The organism is Streptomyces caniscabiei, from assembly GCF_014930365.1.
In the GTDB taxonomy this organism is placed as follows: Bacteria; Actinomycetota; Actinomycetes; order Streptomycetales; family Streptomycetaceae; genus Streptomyces; species Streptomyces caniscabiei.
The window spans coordinates 427,729-446,049 of the sequence record NZ_JABXWI010000010.1 but is presented as its reverse complement, the minus strand read 5'-3'; the positions used below and the strand labels follow the sequence as shown (position 1 = coordinate 446,049).

At 69.4% G+C, this 18,321-nt stretch carries 13 protein-coding genes; 4 read left to right on the top strand and 9 right to left on the bottom strand.

Going from position 1 to position 18,321, the window contains the following annotated elements; translation table 11 throughout:
- Positions 1 to 315: 315 nt before the first annotated feature.
- The 3 genes from HW837_RS28430 to thyX all read right to left on the bottom strand — a co-directional run bounded on the left by HW837_RS28430 (position 316) and on the right by thyX (position 4,003).
- Complete coding sequence (locus HW837_RS28430; protein ID WP_045561361.1) at positions 316 to 2,001, bottom strand: ribonuclease J; 1,686 nt, start codon at positions 1,999 to 2,001, stop codon at positions 316 to 318.
- Between the two features lie 150 nt (positions 2,002 to 2,151).
- Entirely contained in the window at positions 2,152 to 3,051 is a 900-nt protein-coding gene (gene dapA, locus HW837_RS28425; protein WP_045561362.1) for a 4-hydroxy-tetrahydrodipicolinate synthase, read from the bottom strand.
- A gap of 211 nt (positions 3,052 to 3,262) precedes the next feature.
- Complete coding sequence (gene thyX / locus HW837_RS28420) at positions 3,263 to 4,003, bottom strand: FAD-dependent thymidylate synthase (protein ID WP_193382138.1); 741 nt, start codon at positions 4,001 to 4,003, stop codon at positions 3,263 to 3,265.
- Positions 4,004 to 4,193: 190 nt separating this feature from the next.
- On the opposite strand from thyX, the gene HW837_RS28415 reads away from it, so the two are divergent.
- On the top strand, positions 4,194 to 4,751 hold the full coding sequence (locus HW837_RS28415) for a hypothetical protein (protein ID WP_045561364.1): 558 nt from the start codon (positions 4,194 to 4,196) through the stop codon (positions 4,749 to 4,751).
- A gap of 96 nt (positions 4,752 to 4,847) precedes the next feature.
- Here the strand turns inward: HW837_RS28415 and HW837_RS28410 are convergent, their stop codons facing one another.
- The 6 genes from HW837_RS28410 to eccD all read right to left on the bottom strand — a co-directional run bounded on the left by HW837_RS28410 (position 4,848) and on the right by eccD (position 12,054).
- Positions 4,848 to 5,303 (bottom strand): tetratricopeptide repeat protein, encoded by a 456-nt coding sequence (locus HW837_RS28410; RefSeq protein ID WP_045561365.1) that lies wholly within the window; start codon positions 5,301 to 5,303, stop codon positions 4,848 to 4,850.
- Positions 5,304 to 5,320: 17 nt separating this feature from the next.
- Complete coding sequence (gene dapB / locus HW837_RS28405; protein ID WP_045561366.1) at positions 5,321 to 6,073, bottom strand: 4-hydroxy-tetrahydrodipicolinate reductase; 753 nt, start codon at positions 6,071 to 6,073, stop codon at positions 5,321 to 5,323.
- A gap of 21 nt (positions 6,074 to 6,094) precedes the next feature.
- On the bottom strand, positions 6,095 to 7,474 hold the full coding sequence (locus HW837_RS28400) for a M16 family metallopeptidase (protein WP_045561367.1): 1,380 nt from the start codon (positions 7,472 to 7,474) through the stop codon (positions 6,095 to 6,097).
- Positions 7,471 to 9,690, bottom strand: a complete 2,220-nt coding sequence (locus HW837_RS28395) for a polyribonucleotide nucleotidyltransferase (RefSeq protein ID WP_045561368.1) — start codon at positions 9,688 to 9,690, stop codon at positions 7,471 to 7,473. The genes HW837_RS28400 and HW837_RS28395 overlap by 4 nt, the downstream gene beginning before the upstream one ends.
- A gap of 411 nt (positions 9,691 to 10,101) precedes the next feature.
- Positions 10,102 to 10,389: a 30S ribosomal protein S15 gene (gene rpsO / locus HW837_RS28390; RefSeq protein ID WP_033529274.1), complete on the bottom strand. Its 288-nt coding sequence runs from the start codon at positions 10,387 to 10,389 to the stop codon at positions 10,102 to 10,104.
- 195 nt (positions 10,390 to 10,584) lie between these two features.
- Positions 10,585 to 12,054, bottom strand: a complete 1,470-nt coding sequence (gene eccD / locus HW837_RS28385; protein ID WP_193382137.1) for a type VII secretion integral membrane protein EccD — start codon at positions 12,052 to 12,054, stop codon at positions 10,585 to 10,587.
- 163 nt (positions 12,055 to 12,217) lie between these two features.
- Between eccD and eccCa the strand changes: the two genes are divergently transcribed.
- The 3 genes from eccCa (at position 12,218) to HW837_RS28370 (ending at position 18,310) form a co-directional block, all read left to right on the top strand.
- Positions 12,218 to 16,177, top strand: a complete 3,960-nt coding sequence (eccCa, locus tag HW837_RS28380; protein ID WP_193382136.1) for a type VII secretion protein EccCa — start codon at positions 12,218 to 12,220, stop codon at positions 16,175 to 16,177.
- A gap of 88 nt (positions 16,178 to 16,265) precedes the next feature.
- The gene (locus HW837_RS28375) at positions 16,266 to 16,787 is read left to right on the top strand and encodes a hypothetical protein (RefSeq protein WP_045561504.1); all 522 of its coding nucleotides are present in this window, start codon (positions 16,266 to 16,268) and stop codon (positions 16,785 to 16,787) included.
- On the top strand, positions 16,787 to 18,310 hold the full coding sequence (locus HW837_RS28370) for a hypothetical protein (RefSeq protein WP_193382135.1): 1,524 nt from the start codon (positions 16,787 to 16,789) through the stop codon (positions 18,308 to 18,310). Before HW837_RS28375 ends, HW837_RS28370 begins: the two co-directional genes overlap by 1 nt.
- Positions 18,311 to 18,321 lie beyond the last annotated feature (11 nt).

Below are 18,321 nucleotides of genomic sequence, written 5' to 3'. Positions count from 1 at the left end.
TACTCACCCGAGCTACTCTCGGGCTTTCCTCCGGGCAGTTTCCCTTCGGTCTTGCTGTCTTGCGTTTCCGACTCTATCAGATCTTTTTCCGATCCGATTTCCTCGGTGCTTTCCAGGTTTCCGCTTCCGCGTTTCCCTTTCCGGCGGTTCCGACTTTATCAGAAGTTCTGAGTCGGAATTTCCACCCGGTCCGGAGTGGCTCCTGGCGCATCAGTTGCGCCGGGTTCCCCCCTGGGCGGAGCCGTAAACGTACTGGAGCGGGGCGCCCCGATGCAAATCGAGGAGCCCCGCTCCGGAGCAGGCGCTGACGGTGGGTCAGACCTCAACCACCACAGGCAGGATCATCGGCCTGCGGCGGTAGGTGTCGGAGACCCACTTGCCGAGGGTGCGGCGGATGAGTTGCTGCAGCTGGTGGGGCTCGACGACCCCGTCCTGTGCCGACCGCTCCAGGACCTCGGTGATCTTCGGCGCGACCGCGCTGAACGCTGAGTCGTCGATGCCGGAGCCGCGGGCCTGGATGTGCGGACCGCCGGTGATCTTGCCGGTGGAGGAGTCCACGACGACGAAGACGGAGATGATGCCCTCGTCCCCCAGGATCCTGCGGTCCTTGAGCGCCGGCTCACCCACGTCACCGACCGAGAGGCCGTCGACGTACACATAGCCGGCCTGGACCTTGCCCGAGATTCTGGCCTTGCCCTCGATGAGGTCGACGACCACGCCGTCCTCGGCGATGACGATGCGGTCGTGCGGGACGCCGGTCAGGGCGCCCAGTTCCGCGTTGGCGCGCAGATGGCGCCATTCGCCGTGCACCGGCATCAGGTTCTTCGGGCGGCAGATGTTGTAGAAGTACAGCAGCTCGCCGGCCGAGGCATGTCCGGAGACGTGGACCTTGGCGTTGCCCTTGTGGACGACGTTGGCGCCCCAGCGGGTCAGGCCGTTGATGACGCGGTAGACCGCGTTCTCGTTGCCGGGGATCAGCGACGAGGCCAGGATCACCGTGTCGCCCTGGACGATGCGGATCTGGTGGTCCCGGTTGGCCATGCGGGACAGAGCCGCCATCGGCTCGCCCTGTGATCCCGTGCAGACGAGGACGATCTCGTGGTCCGGGAGGTCGTCGAGCGTCTTGACGTCCACGACCAAACCCGGCGGGACCTTCAGATAGCCCAGGTCCCTCGCGATGCCCATGTTCCGGACCATCGAGCGGCCGACGAAGGCGACCCGGCGGCCGTACTCGTGGGCGGCGTCGAGGATCTGCTGGATGCGGTGGATGTGGCTGGCGAAGCTGGCCACGATGATCCGCTTGCTGGCGCCCGCGAAGACCTGGCGCAAGACGTTGGAGATGTCGCGCTCGGGCGGAACGAACCCCGGCACCTCCGCGTTCGTGGAGTCCGAGAGAAGAAGATCGATGCCCTCTTCACTCAGTCGTGCGAACGCGTGGAGATCTGTGAGGCGGTTGTCCAGCGGGAGCTGGTCCATCTTGAAGTCGCCCGTGTGGACCACCATGCCCGCGGGGGTGCGGATAGCCACGGCGAGGGCGTCCGGGATGGAGTGGTTGACCGCGACGAACTCGCAGTCGAAGGGGCCGATGCGCTCGCGGTTCCCCTCGGCCACCTCCAGGGTGTACGGGCGGATGCGGTGCTCCTGGAGCTTCGCCTCGATCAGGGCGAGGGTCAGCTTGGAGCCGATCAGCGGGATGTCGGGCTTCTCGCGCAGCAGATACGGGACCGCGCCGATGTGGTCCTCGTGCCCGTGCGTGAGGACGATGCCCTCGATGTCGTCGAGGCGATCCCTGACGGACGAGAAGTCCGGCAGGATCAGGTCGATTCCGGGCTGCTCCTCCTCGGGGAAGAGCACCCCGCAGTCGACGATCAGCAGTCGGCCGCCGTATTCGAAGACGGTCATGTTCCGGCCGATCTCGCCCAGGCCCCCCAGGGGGGTGACCCGGAGGCCACCTTCCGGGAGCGGCGGCGGCGGGCCGAGTTCAGGATGCGGATGACTCAAAAGACTCTCCTCACCACGCACGCCACGTACCTCTGTGGCACGTGGCGCGCATGACGTTCGTGCAAAAGCAGTTGTGGATGTGGATGCAGGCGCTTTCGTCCTGCCTATTCAGTTGTGAAGTCTGGTTGTCGCGCGTGGCGAAGTCCGGTGTTAGAGCTGTACCCCGCCGGCACCAAGATCGATCTTGAGCTGGGCCGTCTCCTCGGGCGAAAGTTCCACCATGGGGGCGCGCAGCGGTCCGGCGGGCAGGCCCTGGAGGGTGAGCGCCGCCTTGGTGGTCATCACGCCCTGGGTGCGGAACATGCCGGTGAAGACCGGGAGCAGCTTCTGGTGGATCTCGGTGGCCTTCTGGACGTCACCGGAGACGTACGCCTCGACGAGGGCGCGAAGTTCGGGGGTGACGACGTGGCCGACGACGGAGACGAAGCCGACCGCGCCGACCGAGAGCAGCGGAAGGTTCAGCATGTCGTCGCCGGAGTACCAGGCGAGGCCGGAGCGGGCGATGGCCCAGCTGGCCCGGCCGAGGTCGCCCTTGGCGTCCTTGTTGGCGACGATGCGCGGGTGCTCGGCGAGCCGGACGATCGTCTCCGTGTCGATCGGGACGCCGCTGCGGCCCGGGATGTCGTAGAGCATGACCGGGAGGTCGGCGGCGTCGGCGATCGCCTTGAAGTGGCGGTACAGGCCCTCTTGCGGGGGCTTGTTGTAGTACGGCGTGACGACGAGGAGGCCGTGGGCGCCGACCTTCTCGGCGGCGCGGGCCAGCTCCATGCTGTGGTGCGTGTCGTTGGTGCCGACGCCGGCGATGATGTGGGCGCGGTCGCCGACGGCTTCGAGGACGGCTCGTACCAGGTCCGATTTCTCCGCGTCACCGGTGGTGGGGGACTCGCCGGTGGTGCCGTTGATCACCAGGCCGTCGTTGCCTGCGTCCACCAGATGGGTGGCGAGCCGCTGCGCGCCGTCGAGGTCGAGTGCGCCGTCCGCCGTGAAGGGCGTGACCATGGCGGTGAGGACCCGCCCGAAGGGGGTCTGCGGAGTCGAGGTCGGAGCCATGGGTAACACGCTACTCGCTGCTCAGGACGCGGTCTGCCCTCGGGGGGCAGGAAAAGTCAGGACAAATGCGGAGCCCGGCACTGCCTGCTCGGGGGTTCAAGCAGTGCCGGGTCCGTTTGATCAGGCTAGATGAACTTCGCGAAATGCCGCAATACGGACACTTCGCTCGACTGACCCGCACATCTGTGCCTGGCCGAAAGTCGACGGCTCGCTACGGCGCGACCCGGCCGTTCGCGTTGAACGCCGCGTGGGTGAGCGGCATGAGCCTCGCCCACTCCGTCTCCATCCGCTCGCCCACCATCTCGATCTCGCGCTGCGGGAAGGACGGGACCTTGGCGAGCTCGTGCTGGGTGCGCAGGCCCAGGAAGTGCATCAGCGAGCGGGCGTTGCACGTGGCGTACATCGAGGAGAAGAGTCCGACCGGGAGGACCGAGCGGGCCACCTCGCGGGCGACCCCGGCGCCCAGCATCTCCTGGTACGCCTCGTACGCGTGGACGTAAGAGTCCTCCATGACCCGCCCGACCAGCTCCTGCTGCGCCTGGGTGCCCTCCACGAAGACGTACTTGCCGGGACGGCCCTCCTGGACGAGCTTGCGGGCCTCGTCCGGGACGTAGAAGACGGGCTCGAGCTCCCGGTACCTCCCGGACTCCTCGTTGTACGACCAGCCCACCCGGTGGCGCATGAATTCGCGGAAGACGAAGATCGGGGCGCTGATGAAGAAGGTCATCGAGTTGTGCTCGAAGGGGCTGCCGTGCCGGTCCCGCATGAGGTAGTTGATGAGGCCCTTGGAGCGCTCGGGGTCCTTCTGCAGCTCCTCCAGGGAATGCTCGCCGGCCGTGGAGACACGGGCGGCCCACAGCACGTCCGAGTCGGCGGCGCTGTGCTTCACCAACTCGACGGTGACATCGCTGCGGAAGCTGGGCTTGAGATCGTCGACGGGGGTGTCGGTCACGGCTCGGAGGGTCCTTCCCATGGCTGCTCTCGGGCGGCGCCCACTCTACGGGCCGACACCGACAGGGGGCCCGGATGCCCCGGGTTGCACCCTCTTGTGCCCCCGTTGGACCCCCGCGAGTGGTGGGGCGGGGTCCGGCTCGGTAGCCTCACCCGGCGATAACTGTGCGTGGATCGAGTGAGGATCAGCCGTGCCCCTGCCCTTCCTGACCGCCGACCGCGCCTTCGACCAGGTGGTGGACGAGGCGCTGCCGTTCGAGGACCGCGACCGCTGGCGGCGTCCCTACCGGCCCGGCCCGTGGCGGGTCGGCGCGGCCGCGCTCCTGCTGCTGCTCGCCTCGTACGTGCTGGTCGCCGCGGTCATCATCGCGGCGGCCGAGACACCGCAGGCGGGCGCGATCTGCTTCGGGGCGGCGCTGCTCATCATCGGCTGCGCCCTGCGGCTGCTGCGGGTCGGCATCTGGGTGAGCGCCCGCGGCGTACGGCAGGTGAGCTTCTTCCGCACCCGTACGGCGTCCTGGGAGGCGAGCGTCTCGGTACGCACCGTGCAGCAGCCGGTGCGCTGGCTCGGACTGCCGCGCTCCGTGCAGGGGCAGGCGCTGCTCCTCGTCCGCAGGGACCGGGTGCAGGAGTACGTGACGCCGCTGATGACCACCCACAACGCCGACTTCCTGGCGCGTACGGAGGCCTTCGAGCGGGCGGCCGACACCATCGAGGCGTGGGCGGCGGAGTACGGGCCCGCCGCGTAGTCGCACGCCGAGGTCATCGAAGGGTCGATGACGGCCGTGAGGGGCCGGTCCGCGGGTGCGGACCGGCCCCTCACCGCTGTGCGGAGGTGCGCCGGGTCAGGCGGTCGGCGCCGGTCTGCCGTCGTGGAGGGCGATGGCGCGCTGCATGGCCTTGCGGGCCCGGGGTGTGTCGCGGGCGTCGTGGTAGGCGACGGCGAGCCGGAACCAGGTGCGCCAGTCGTCGGGCGCGTCCTCGGTCTCGGCCTTGCGCTGCGCGAAGACCTCGTCGGCCGAGTCGCGGTCGATGCGGCCGCTCGGGGTGCGCTTCAACTCGTCGACGGGGAGGCCCCCTTCGGCGTCGAGTTCGGCGGCGAGCTGGTTGGCCCTGCGGACGAACTGGGTGTTCTTCCAGAGGAACCAGAGACCGATCCCGGGCAGGACGAGCACGGCGACGCCGAAGGCGATCGTGACCGGTGTGCCGGTCTCTATGAGCAGGATCCCGCGGCTGCCGACCAGGACGAAGTAGACGACCAGGACGGCTGCCGTGACGGCGTAGGTGATCTTCGCGCGCATGACGTTCCTTGGGCCCGTCAGCCCAGGTCGAGGAAGTGTTCGAGGCCGAAGGTGAGGCCCGGGGTGGTCACCACGCGGCGGGCGCCGAGCAGGATGCCCGGCATGAAGCTGCTGTGGTGCAGGGAGTCGTGACGGACCGTCAGTGTCTCGCCCTCGCCACCGAGCAGGACCTCCTGGTGGGCGAGGAGGCCGCGCAGGCGTACGGCGTGCACCGGGACACCGTCGACGTCGGCGCCCCGCGCGCCGTCCAGGGCCGTGGCCGTGGCGTCCGGCGCCGGGGCGGTACCGGCCGCTCGGCGGGCCTCGGCGATGAGCTGCGCGGTGCGGGTGGCGGTGCCGCTGGGGGCGTCGACCTTGTTCGGGTGGTGCAGTTCGACGACCTCGACGGACTCGAAGTACGGGGCGGCGATCTGCGCGAACTTCATGGTCAGGACGGCGCCGATGGAGAAGTTGGGCGCGATGAGCACACCGGTCTCCGGAGAGCCGGCCAACCAGCCGTTCAGCTGCGCGAGGCGCTCGTCGGTCCAACCCGTCGTACCGACGACCGCGTGGATGCCGTGGCGCACGCAGTAGTCGAGGTTGTCCATGACCGAGGCGGGGGTGGTGAGTTCGACGACCACCTGGGCGCCGGTCTCCGCCAACGTCTCCAGCTTGTCGCCCCGGCTCAGGGCGGCGACCAGCTCCATGTCCTCGGCGGCCTCGACGGCCCGTACGGCCTCGGAGCCGATACGGCCCCGGGCACCGAGGACCGCCACGCGCAGCTTGCTCATTGCTTGGTTCCTTAACTGGGGTTAGGCGACGGCTTCGTGCAGACGGGACGCCTGTTTGTCCTTGAGCGGGCCGATCACCGACAGGGAGGGGCGCCGGCCCAGGATCTCGCGGGCCACGCCACGGATCTCGTCCGGGGTCACCATGGCGATCCGGGTCAGCATCTCGTCGACGGACATCTGCTCGCCCCAGCACAGCTCGCTCTTGCCGATGCGGTTCATGATCGCGCCGGTGTCCTCCAGACCGAGGACCGTGGAGCCGCGGAGCTGTCCTATGGCACGCTCGATCTCCTCGTCGGGCAGCCCGTGCTCGGCGACCTGGTCGAGTTCGTCGCGGCAGATCTTGAGCACGTCGTGGACCTGGGACGGGCGGCAGCCGGCGTACACCCCGAAGAGGCCGCAGTCGGCGAAGCCCGACGTGTACGAGTACACGCTGTAGGCGAGGCCGCGCTTCTCCCGGACCTCCTGGAAGAGGCGGGACGACATGCCGCCGCCCAGTGCCGTGTTGAGGACGCCGAGGGCCCAGCGGCGGTCGTCGGTGCGGGAGAGGCCGGGCATGCCGAGGACGACGTGCGCCTGCTCGGTCTTGCGGCCGATCAGCTCGACACGGCCCGCCGTACGGAGGCTGCGGCTGCCGTAGCGCGGGGCGATCGGGGTGGCGTCGGCTCGGGTGAGGGCGCCGGCGCTCTCGAAGGCGGCGCGAACCTGGCGTACGACCTTGTTGTGGTCGATGTTGCCGGCGCAGGCGACCACCAGGTGGGTGGGGTCGTAGTGCTTCTTGTAGAACCGGCGGATGCGGTCGGCACTGAGGGCGTTGACCGTGTCGACCGTGCCGAGGACCGGGCGGCCGAGCGGGGTGTCGCCGAACATGGTGTGCGCGAACAGGTCGTGCACACAGTCGCCCGGGTCGTCCTCGGTCATCGCGATCTCCTCGAGGATGGCGCCGCGTTCGACGTCGACGTCCTCCTCACGGATGAGCGAGCCGGTGAGCATGTCGCAGACCGTGTCGATGGCCAGCGGCAGGTCGGTGTCGAGCACCCGCGCGTAGTAGCACGTGTACTCCTTGGCCGTGAACGCGTTCATCTCGCCGCCGACCGCGTCGATCGCGGACGATATGTCGAGCGCGCTGCGGCGGGCGGTGCCCTTGAAGAGCAGGTGCTCCAGATAGTGCGTGGCGCCGTTCAGCGCGGGTGTCTCGTCGCGGGAGCCGACGTGCGCCCAGATGCCGAAGGTGGCGGAGCGCACGGACGGCAGGGTCTCGGTGACGATGCGCAGGCCGCCCGGGAGGGTGGTCTTGCGGACCGTGCCGATGCCGTCTCTGCCCTTGATCAGGGTTTGGGTACGGGCGACGGCCCGCGCCTCCGTGGAGGTGCGGGCCGTCGCCTTGGAGCTACGGGACGTCACTTGTCGCCGTCGTCCTTCTTGTCCTCAGAACCTTCCTCGCCCTCGATCACGGGGATCAGGGAGAGCTTGCCGCGCGAGTCGATCTCGGCGATCTCGACCTGGACCTTGGCGCCCACGCCGAGGACGTCCTCGACGTTCTCCACGCGCTTGCCGCCGGCGAGCTTGCGGATCTGCGAGATGTGCAGCAGACCGTCCTTGCCCGGGAGCAGCGACACGAACGCACCGAAGGTGGTCGTCTTCACGACCGTGCCCAGGTAGCGCTCGCCGACCTCCGGCATGGTCGGGTTGGCGATGCCGTTGATCGTGGCGCGGGCGGCCTCGGCGGACGGTCCGTCGACCGCGCCGATGTAGATCGTGCCGTCGTCCTCGATCGTGATGTCGGCGCCGGTGTCCTCCTGGATCTGGTTGATCATCTTGCCCTTGGGGCCGATGACCTCGCCGATCTTGTCCACGGGGATCTTGACGGTGATGATCCGCGGGGCGTTCGGGGACATCTCGTCCGGCGTGTCGATCGCTTCCATCATCACGTCGAGGATGTGGAGGCGGGCGTCACGGGCCTGCTTGAGGGCGGCGGCCAGGACGGAGGCCGGGATGCCGTCCAGCTTGGTGTCGAGCTGGAGGGCGGTGACGAACTCCTTGGTGCCGGCGACCTTGAAGTCCATGTCGCCGAAGGCGTCCTCCGCACCGAGGATGTCGGTGAGGGCGACGTAGTGCGTCTCGCCGTTGATCTCCTGGGAGATCAGGCCCATGGCGATACCGGCGACGGGGGCCTTCAGCGGCACACCGGCGTTCAGCAGCGACATGGTGGAGGCGCAGACCGAACCCATGGACGTCGAGCCGTTGGAGCCGAGGGCCTCGGACACCTGGCGGATCGCGTAGGGGAACTCCTCGCGCGTCGGCAGGACCGGCACGATCGCGCGCTCGGCGAGCGCGCCGTGGCCGATCTCGCGGCGCTTCGGGGAGCCGACGCGGCCGGTCTCGCCGACGGAGTACGGCGGGAAGTTGTAGTTGTGCATGTAGCGCTTGCGCGTCACCGGGGAGAGGGTGTCGAGCTGCTGCTCCATGCGGAGCATGTTGAGGGTGGTGACGCCCAGGATCTGGGTCTCGCCACGCTCGAACAGCGCCGAGCCGTGCACGCGCGGGATGGCCTCGACCTCGGCGGCGAGCGTACGGATGTCCGTGACGCCGCGGCCGTCGATGCGCTTCTTCTCCTTGATGACGCGCTCACGGACCAGGGACTTGGTCAGCGAGCGGTACGCGGCGGAGATCTCCTTCTCGCGGCCCTCGAACTGCGGGAGCAGCTTCTCGGCGGCCAGACCCTTGACGCGGTCCAGCTCCGTCTCGCGCTCCTGCTTGCCCGCGATGGTGAGGGCCTGGGAGAGCTCGTCCTTGACGGCGGCGGTGAGCGCCTCGAGGACGTCGTCCTGGTAGTCGAGGAAGACCGGGAACTCGCCGGTGGGCTTGGCGGCCTTCGAGGCGAGGTCGGCCTGGGCCTTGCAGAGCACCTTGATGAAGGGCTTCGCGGCGTCCAGACCGGCGGCGACGACCTCCTCGGTCGGCGCCTCGGCGCCGCCCTTGACCAGCTGGATGGTCTTCTCGGTGGCCTCGGCCTCGACCATCATGATCGCGACGTCGCCGTCCTCCAGGACGCGGCCCGCGACGACCATGTCGAAGACGGCGTCCTCGAGCTCGGAGTGCGTCGGGAAGGCCACCCACTGGCCGTTGATCAGCGCGACGCGGACGCCGCCGATCGGGCCGGAGAAGGGCAGACCGGCCAGCTGCGTGGACGCGGAGGCGGCGTTGATCGCCACGACGTCGTACAGGTGGTCGGGGTTGAGCGCCATGATCGTGGCGACGACCTGGATCTCGTTGCGCAGGCCCTTCTTGAAGGACGGGCGCAGCGGGCGGTCGATGAGGCGGCAGGTGAGGATGGCGTCCTCGGAGGGACGGCCCTCACGGCGGAAGAAGCTGCCGGGGATCTTGCCGGCGGCGTACATCCGCTCCTCGACGTCCACCGTGAGGGGGAAGAAGTCGAGCTGGTCCTTGGGGTTCTTGGAGGCGGTGGTGGCCGACAGCACCATGGTGTCGTCGTCCAGGTACGCGACGGCGGAGCCGGCGGCCTGCTTGGCCAGACGGCCCGTCTCGAAGCGGATGGTGCGGGTGCCGAAGGAACCGTTGTCGATGACGGCCTCGGCGTAGTGGGTCTCGTTCTCCACTAGCAAATTCTCCTCGTCTTCGTCCCTGGTCCCGCCCGTGTGGCAGGGGGACGGTGGCGGAGAAGCGCGCCGTCTGGTGCGGGCCGGTCTTCGATCGAAGCCCTCGGGGTCGCAATTCCCCGGGGGCCACTACCGAGGACCGGCGGCGGCGAGGTGCGCTTCTCCTCGTTCGGTGTGCGTGGAACGCCCGTGCCCGGGCGTCCTCACGCTGTGTCGTGCCTCTTGCGTTGTGCTACCACACTACAAAGGGGTGGTGACACTCCGCACGTTTCCGCCCGTACGTCCCGCGTACGGCGGGGCCGCGCGCCCCCTTCCGGCGTGATCGCGCCGGGGGCCGGCGGTGCCGTGCGGATGCGTACAGCAAAGGGAGCGGTCCCCATTCTCCCGGGAACCGCTCCCCTGCACGGCGTCCTACTTGGCGCCCGCCGCACCGCGGCGGATGCCGAGGCGGTCGACCAGCGTACGGAAGCGCTGGATGTCCTTCTTGGCGAGGTACTGCAGCAGACGGCGGCGCTGACCGACCAGGATCAGCAGACCACGGCGGGAGTGGTGGTCGTGCTTGTGGGTCTTGAGGTGCTCGGTCAGGTCCGAGATACGGCGGGAGAGCATCGCGACCTGGACCTCGGGGGAGCCGGTGTCGCCCTCCTTGGTACCGAACTCGCTGATGATCTGCTTCTTCGTAGCGGCGTCGAGCGACACGCGATACTCCTCATGAGTCTCGTTGATGCCACCGAGTGCCCCTGGTCTGCTTCTCAGGGGGGCTTACGTGACTCTGGTGGCGGGATCCGTCGGCGCGGTCTCCGAGCCCCTGAAGGGAGTCCGGGTGCGAACACAGACGGCCGCAGCAAGGGTACCAGGCTGGTGGGACGCTCCCGGCCGTGCGGTCGGGCTCCCTCAGCCGGTCAGCGACCGGACCGTCGTGAGGACGCCCAGGACCGCCAGGCACAGCGGGACCAGGGTGAGCAGGACGAACGCCTCGGCGACGTCGAGGAGGCGGCCCCAGAAGGGGGAGAGTCCCTTCTGGGGGATGATCAGGCCGATCGCGGTGAGCAGCGCGGCTCCCGCGACGACGGCGGCCGTGAGCCAGATCGTGCGGAGGTCCAGGGCCCCCCGGTCGTCGTGGAGCACGAACTCGGTGAGGGCCTTGGCCGGCGGGTTCAGCGCGAGCCCGGCCAGCAGGAGCGCGAGGGCCGCGACACCGGCGACGAGAGCGCAGACGACCTGCGAGGTGTAGCGGAACAGACGGGCCCGGATCAGCATGGCGAGACCGGCGGCGAGGCCCAGGAGCTGACCCCACAGGTCGTTCGAGAAACCGAGCACGGCGGTGGAGGCGACCACCACCGCGGATGTGCCGCCGACGAGGCCCAGCAGCATCTCGTGTCCGCGCCGGGCCTGTGCGGCGATGCGCTCGGCGTCGAGGGGCTCGGTGTCCGGGCCCTGGGCGGGGTCCGCGTCGAAGTCCTCGTACGCGGCGGAGCGCGGCGAGGCGTAACCGATCGGCAGCCGCGCGAAGCGGGCGGAGAGGCCAGGGAGGAAGGCGACCAGGCCGATGGCGAGCGGGGCGCACACCGCGGCGATGTCAGTGGCGGAACCCCCCGTGACGATCGCGACGAAGGTGGCCAAGGCGCCGACCGCCGCGGCGAAGGTGCCGGCGACGAAGGCGGCGTCGCCGCCGGGGGCGAGTGCGACGAGCACGACGGACGCGACCAGCACCGCCACGCAGCCGAGCATGAACTGGAGCCTGCCCGGCCCGTGTCCGTCCGCCGGGCCGACGATTCCAGAGCCCGCGAGGAGGAGCAGGGGCAGAGCCGCGAGTCCCATGGCCGCCGCGGCGACGCGATCGCCGTACACCCGAGTGCGTACGGCGGCGAACGCGGTCAGGAGCACGCCGAGGACGCCCGCGACGATGCCGGGCGTGCCGCTCATGTCGTGGCGGACCGGGTCCGCCTGCCGGAGCAGGAAGGCGACGAGCAGCAGGAGCAGGGCGCCGCCGATCAGCCCGGCGACGCGCAGCAGGTCGTCGCTCCACAGACGGCGGTCGCGGACGACCGCGGAGGCGACCGCGTCGGAGACGTCGTCGTGGACGGTCGGTGGCAGCGACTCGGCGAAGGGGCGCAGGCTCAGGACCTCGCCGTCGAGCACCCGTTCGTCGGCCAGTGAGCGGGCGCCGTCGAGAGCGGTGCCGTCACGGCGCACGAGGTGGTACCCGGTGGGGGTGCCGACCGGCTGGGTCTGGCCCGTCAGCCGCAGGATCTCCGGGTAGATGTCGGCGATGGTGATGTCCACCGGGAGAGCGACGTCGATACGGCTGTCGGGTGCCACGACAGTGACTCGGCAGAACCCGGTCGTCGCGGTCGTACTCACCTTCACTGACCCCCTGCTTCGCGGATGCGTACGCTGCGGGCGTCACCCTACCGGGAGGCTCCGTCAGTGGTGACAAGTAGGATCGCCGGCTAGCGGAGGGCGACCGTCACCACGGGGGTGCCGGTACGAAACTGCTCGTCCGTACAGGGGGATTGATGCACCGGTGAGCCAGATCGTCATCAAGCGCCCGCCTCGTTCCCTGCCCCCCGAGGTCCCCTCCGACGAGCTGCGCCTCGAGCCTCCTCCGGAGCTGCCGCGGGGTCAGCAGGAGGGCATGCTGATGCAGATCCTGCCGACCCTCGGCATGGGCTCGTCGGTGGTGTTCTACTTCGCTTCCCCGAACGCCCATCCGTTCATGCGGATCATGGGTGTGGTGATGCTCGTGTCGACGGCCGCCATGGTGATCGCGCAGATCGTCCGACACCGCCGGGGTACGCAGGGGCAAATGGCCGATGTGCGCCGGGACTACCTCAAATATCTCGCGCAGACCCGGCGTACGGTCCGCAGGACCGGCTTGAGGCAGCGCGACGCGCAGTTGTATCTGCACCCCTCCCCCGAGCAGTTGTGGTCGGTGGTCGCCGAGGGCAGCCGCGTGTGGGAGCGCCGTGTCGGGGACGCGGACTTCGGGCAGGCGCGGATCGGCCTGGGCCCCCAGCAGTTGGCCTCTCCCCTGGTGGCTCCCGAGACCGCACCTGTGGACGAGCTGGAACCCCTGTGCGCCGGCGCCATGCAGCGCTTCCTCGCCGTGCACGGGCAGCTGGACGGGCTGCCGGTCGCCGTGTCGATGCGCGCCTTCTACCACGTGACCGTGTCCGGGGAGCCGCAGAGCGTCCAGGCCTCGGCGCGCGCCCTGGTCGCCCAGCTCACCACGCTCCACTCCCCCGACGATCTGCTGCTGGCCGTGGTCGCCGCGCCGAACGCGGTCGGCCGCTGGGACTGGACCAAGTGGCTGCCGCACAGCCAGTTGACGGGGCAGTTCGACGGCGCCGGCACCCGGCGGCTGTTCGGTGACGACCTCGGCGAACTGGAGCAGTTGCTGTCGGCCCGCCTCGAAGGCCGCCCCCGCTTCAGCCGGGACGGCCAGCCGGTGCTGGACCAGCCGCACATCGTGGTGGTGCTCGACGGTGGCATCGTGCCTCCGACCTCGGCCTTCGCGGCAGCCGAGGGCCTGCAGGGCGTGACTATCGTCGAGGTGGTCCCGGGCGAGCTCGACCAGCCCCGCGGCGGCCTCTCCATCGTCGTACGACCGGACCGGCTGTCGCTGGACGCCGGTGCCGGCGTCGTCTACGAAGGCACGCCCGACGGACTGTCCCTGCCCGCGGCCGAGGCCCTCGCCCGGCAGCTGGCCCCCCTGCGCATGGGCGGCGGGAACGACGACGAACCGCTGCTCGCCAACCTGGACTTCACCGATCTGCTGGGCCTCGGCGACGCCGCCTCCGTGGAGGTCACCCGCACCTGGCGGCCGCGGTCGACGCCGGAGCGGCTGCGGGTGCCCATCGGGGTCGGCGAGGACGGCCGGCCCGTGATGCTGGACCTCAAGGAGGCCGCGCAGGACGGTATGGGCCCACACGGCCTGTGCGTCGGCGCGACCGGGTCCGGCAAGTCGGAGCTGCTGCGCACCCTGGTGCTCGGTCTCGCGGTCACCCACTCCTCCGAGACACTGAACTTCGTCCTCGCGGACTTCAAGGGCGGCGCCACCTTCGCCGGCATGTCCCAGATGCCGCACGTCGCCGCCGTCATCACCAACCTCTCCGACGACCTGACCCTCGTCGACCGCATGGGCGACGCGATCCGCGGCGAACTCCAGCGCCGTCAGGAACTGCTGCGCTCGGCGGGCAACTACGCGGGCATCCACGACTACGAGAAGGCGCGGGCGGCCGGCGCGCCGCTGGAGCCGCTGGCCTCGCTCGTCCTCGTGATCGACGAGTTCAGTGAACTCCTCACGGCCAAGCCCGACTTCATCGACATGTTCATCCAGATCGGCCGCATCGGCCGCTCCCTGGGTGTGCATCTGCTGCTCGCCTCGCAGCGCCTGGAGGAGGGCCGGCTGCGTGGGCTGGACACGTATCTGTCGTACCGCATCGGCCTGCGGACCTTCTCCGCCGCGGAGTCGCGGGCCGCGCTGGGGGTTCCGGACGCCTACCACCTGCCGTCCGTGCCCGGTTCCGGGTATCTGAAGTTCGGTACGGACGAGATGACCCGCTTCAAGGCGGCGTACGTGTCCGGTGCGTACCGAGCCGCCGGCCCGGAGGTCTCACGGGACCGGATGCCGATCGAGCGGCGGCCCGCGCTGTTCACGGCCGCGCCGGTGCCGGTGGTGTACGCGGCCCCGGACCCGGCCCGGCCACCGGCCGCCCGCCGCCAGGAGGACGACGCGCTCGCGGACACCGTCCTCGACGTGATCGTGCAGCGGCTGGAGGGGCAAGGGGTACCCGCCCACCAGGTGTGGCTGCCGCCGCTGGACCGGGCACCGACGCTGGACCAGCTGCTGCCGGCGCTCGCCTCGACGCCCGACCGGGGGCTGCAGGCCGCCCAGTACACCCGGCTCGGCGGGCTGACGGTCCCCCTCGGTCTCATCGACAAACCGTTCGAACAGAAGCGCGAGGTCCTCTACCGGGACTTCTCCGGGGCGGCGGGCCACATGATGGTCGTCGGCGGTCCGCAGTCCGGCAAGTCCACCCTGCTGCGCACACTGATCGGTTCGTTCGCGGTGACCCACACGCCGCACGAGGTGCAGTTCTACTGCCTCGACTTCGGCGGTGGCGGTCTGTCCTCCCTGTCGGACCTGCCGCACGTCGGCGGGGTCGCGTCCCGGCTGGACCCCGAGCGGGTCCGCCGTACGGTCGCGGAGGTGGCGGGCATCCTCAACCGCCGCGAGCAGTTGTTCCGCACGAACGGCATCGACTCCATCGGCACGTACCGTCGCAGGCGCGCGGCGGGCGAACTGCCCGGCGAGGCCTGGGGCGACGTCTTCCTGGTCATCGACGGCTGGGGCCACTTCAAGGGCGACTACGAGGGTCTCGAAGGCATCGTCCACGACATCGCGGGGCGCGGACTCGGCTACGGCATCCATGTCGTCCTCTCCGCCTCGCGCTACATGGAGGTGCGGTCCGCGCTCAAGGACCAGATCCTGGGCCGGCTGGAGCTGCGCCTCGGCGATGTCATGGACTCGGAGTTCGACCGCAGGGTGGCGGCGAACGTCCCGGCGGGTGTGCCGGGACGTGGTCAGGTGGCGGAGAAGCTGCACTTCATGACGGCGCTGCCGCGTATCGACTCCTCGTCGGACGCGGAAGGCCTGTCGGACGCCACGGCCCAGCTGGTGCAGGCGGTCAAGGGCAACTGGCAGGGCCCCGCGGCCCCGACGGTCCGTCTGCTGCCCCGCAGGCTGCCGGCCGACCAGCTGCCCAAGGGCTTCGAGTTCCCGCAGCACGGCATCGCGATCGGTATCGACGAGGCCAACCTCGAACCGGTGTTCATCGACTTCGACACGGACCCCTTCTTCCTGGTCTTCGGGGAGAGCGAGTCCGGCAAGACGAACCTGCTGCGGCTGATCGCGAAGCAGATCGCCGAGCGGTACACGCCCTCGGAGGCCCGGATCGTCGTCGGTGACTACCGCAGGACGATGCTGGAGGCGGTCTCCGAGGACCATTTGCTGGAGTACGCGCCGATGGCGTCCGCGATGGACGTCCACATGGATGCCATTCGGCAGTTCATGCAGATGCGCGCGCCCAAGCCCGACATCACTCCGCAGCAGTTGCGCGACCGCAGCTGGTGGAGCGGTCCGCAGCTGTTCGTCATCGTCGACGACTACGAACTGGTCGCCACGAACTCCGGGAACCCGCTGTCGGGCCTCGTGGAGCATCTGCCCTTCGCCCGTGACGTGGGCGTCAAGTTCATCATCGCCCGCAATGCGGCGGGGGCCTCGCGTTCCATGTACGAGTCGTTCATGCAGCGGGTGAAGGAGCTCGGCGCGCAGGGGCTCGTCCTGTCCGGCGATCCGATGGAGGGCGACATCCTCGGCAACGTCCGCGCCCGGCCCATGCCACCGGGGCGGGGCACGTTCGTGTCACGGAAGCGTGGCGCCCCGCTGGTGCAGGTGGGCTTGCTTCCGCAACGCGATTAGAGTGATGAGCAGTGGTGAACTGTGCTGAATCGAGCCTTGGTTGACGCGGGTGAACGGGGAGAGCGGGGCGAACGGGGAGGTGGCTGAGGTGAGTTCGGACGGGGGCGGCAACGGAGGCGCGGGCGGCGGGGGCGGCGGCGACGCGCCGGACACCGGGAAGTCCTTCGACAGCCTGTACGGCGTGAACCCCCAGATGGCGCTGGACATCCAGCACGACGCCATGAAGGACTTCAAGAAGCGCGTCGACAACCTGCTGATCGAGCTGGGCAGGTCCGAAGCCTCTCCCGACAAGGTCGGCCAGGACCGCCTCGCCCGTGCCCAGCTGGGGTCCGCCGACTTCAAGGAAGCACAGTTCCTCTACGAGTCGTACGCCATCGTCCACGACGAGTTGGAGAACCTCTCGAAGGCGCTCAGCGCGCAGATCGAGGGAGTGGGACTGGCCGTGCACGCGTCCCGGGTGGGTTTCGAGAACCTGGACGAGGACATCAAGGCGCGGATGCGGGAGGTCAACGCGGAGGTGGACAAGCACTACGACGTGGACCGGGATCCGTATGCGCGACGCCAGGACAAGCCGGTCGCTGAGATCTCCGAAGAGGAGAAGGGCCTGTAATGAGCGAGCAGCCCGCGCGCAAGCAACCTGTGCCCCAGCACACCGACTTCGAGTCGATGACCCACGCCCAGCTGGTGGCCATGCTCAACTCGGCGAACTCCGAGAGCGCCTACGACCTCGCCGCCAAGCTCTCCAAGGCCGCTTCGACGATCACCAAGATCGGCGACGACCTGATGACGTACGTCAAGGCCCTGGAGTGGCAGGGCGAGGCCGGCGACACCTTCCGCGAGTGGGGCGGGCAGACGGCCAGCGCCACCTTGCATCTGGGTGAGTACGCCGAGGTGGCTTCCCGGTGGATGGGCATCGTGTCCCAGGCGATCGCGGAGGCGAAGGCGGTCATGCCGGACACCTCCGAGACCACGGCCGCGCAGGCGGACCTGCGGACCGCGGAGAAGTCCCTCGCGGCGACGAAGGAGCCGGGCGCCCGCAACGACCCCGACTCCCGGAAACTGGCCCAGACCGCCCAGTCCGACGCGACAGCGGCACAGGGCCGCATCGACGCGGCGCGGTACGAGGCGGCCCAGCAGATGCGGAAGCTGGCGCAGACTTATCAGCAGTCGGCTTCGCAGGTTAATTCTGTGGAGCCGCCTACGTTTGTGCCGCCGTCAGAGCGTCTGGATCCCGAAGGGTGGCGCAGGAGCGAGTATGTATCCGCTGTCGGCCCCCGAGGCGCATCCGGCAGCAGCACAGTCGCTTTCACGCAAACCGGGCACGGAAGCGGCACCGGTCTCCATTCCACCACCCAAGTGGCCCCGCAAAGGCACACTCAAGGCCCCGTCGATCGCTCTGAGCCTGTCTCCATGGGAATCGACGGCCTGTCCACACTCCCCGATTCATCAACGCCCAGCCTTCCCGTACCGCCTACGAACGGACCCCCCCAGCGCCCTGAGGCCCCACCTCTCACGCAGCCAAGTCCGACTGCTCACTCCTTCAACGGCGGCGGAAGAGGATCGGGGCAGCCCACTCCCGGGCGTGCTCCCTCAACCACGCGGCCTCCGCTCCTGTCTGGGCAGGGATCTACTATCAGCAGTGGGGCCCGTATTCCGCGCGAGACTGGAATCATGGGGGGCCGTCCGGTGCCCCCTGCTTCCGGCCGTACCGTCGGCCTTCCGCGCGGGACCGTCATCGGTGGCGGCGGCACACAGGGCGGTACGCCGATGGGACGCGGTGCGACACCCGGAATGTCAGGTGTTGGCAACGCCAATGCCCAGCAGAGCGGCGTAGTCGGAAGTCGACGTCTCGCCTCTGAAGGCGGCGGAGTCGTCGGCGGTCGCCCAGCCCAAACTGGTCGCTCCGTCACTCGCCCATTCACACCAGGTGGAGCCGGTCTGATCCGTGCCGCCAACGCCCCCGATCCGGCGCACGGTACGACGGTCGGCCGCCAAGGAGTACCTCTCCAACAGGGCCACACCTCAGAGACCCGTCGAAATCAGTCACAGGGCGAACGTCCCGACTACCTCATCGAAGACGAAGAGACATGGAAGCGTGGCAATCGCCACGCACTTCCACCTGTTGTCGACTGAGGCCATAACAA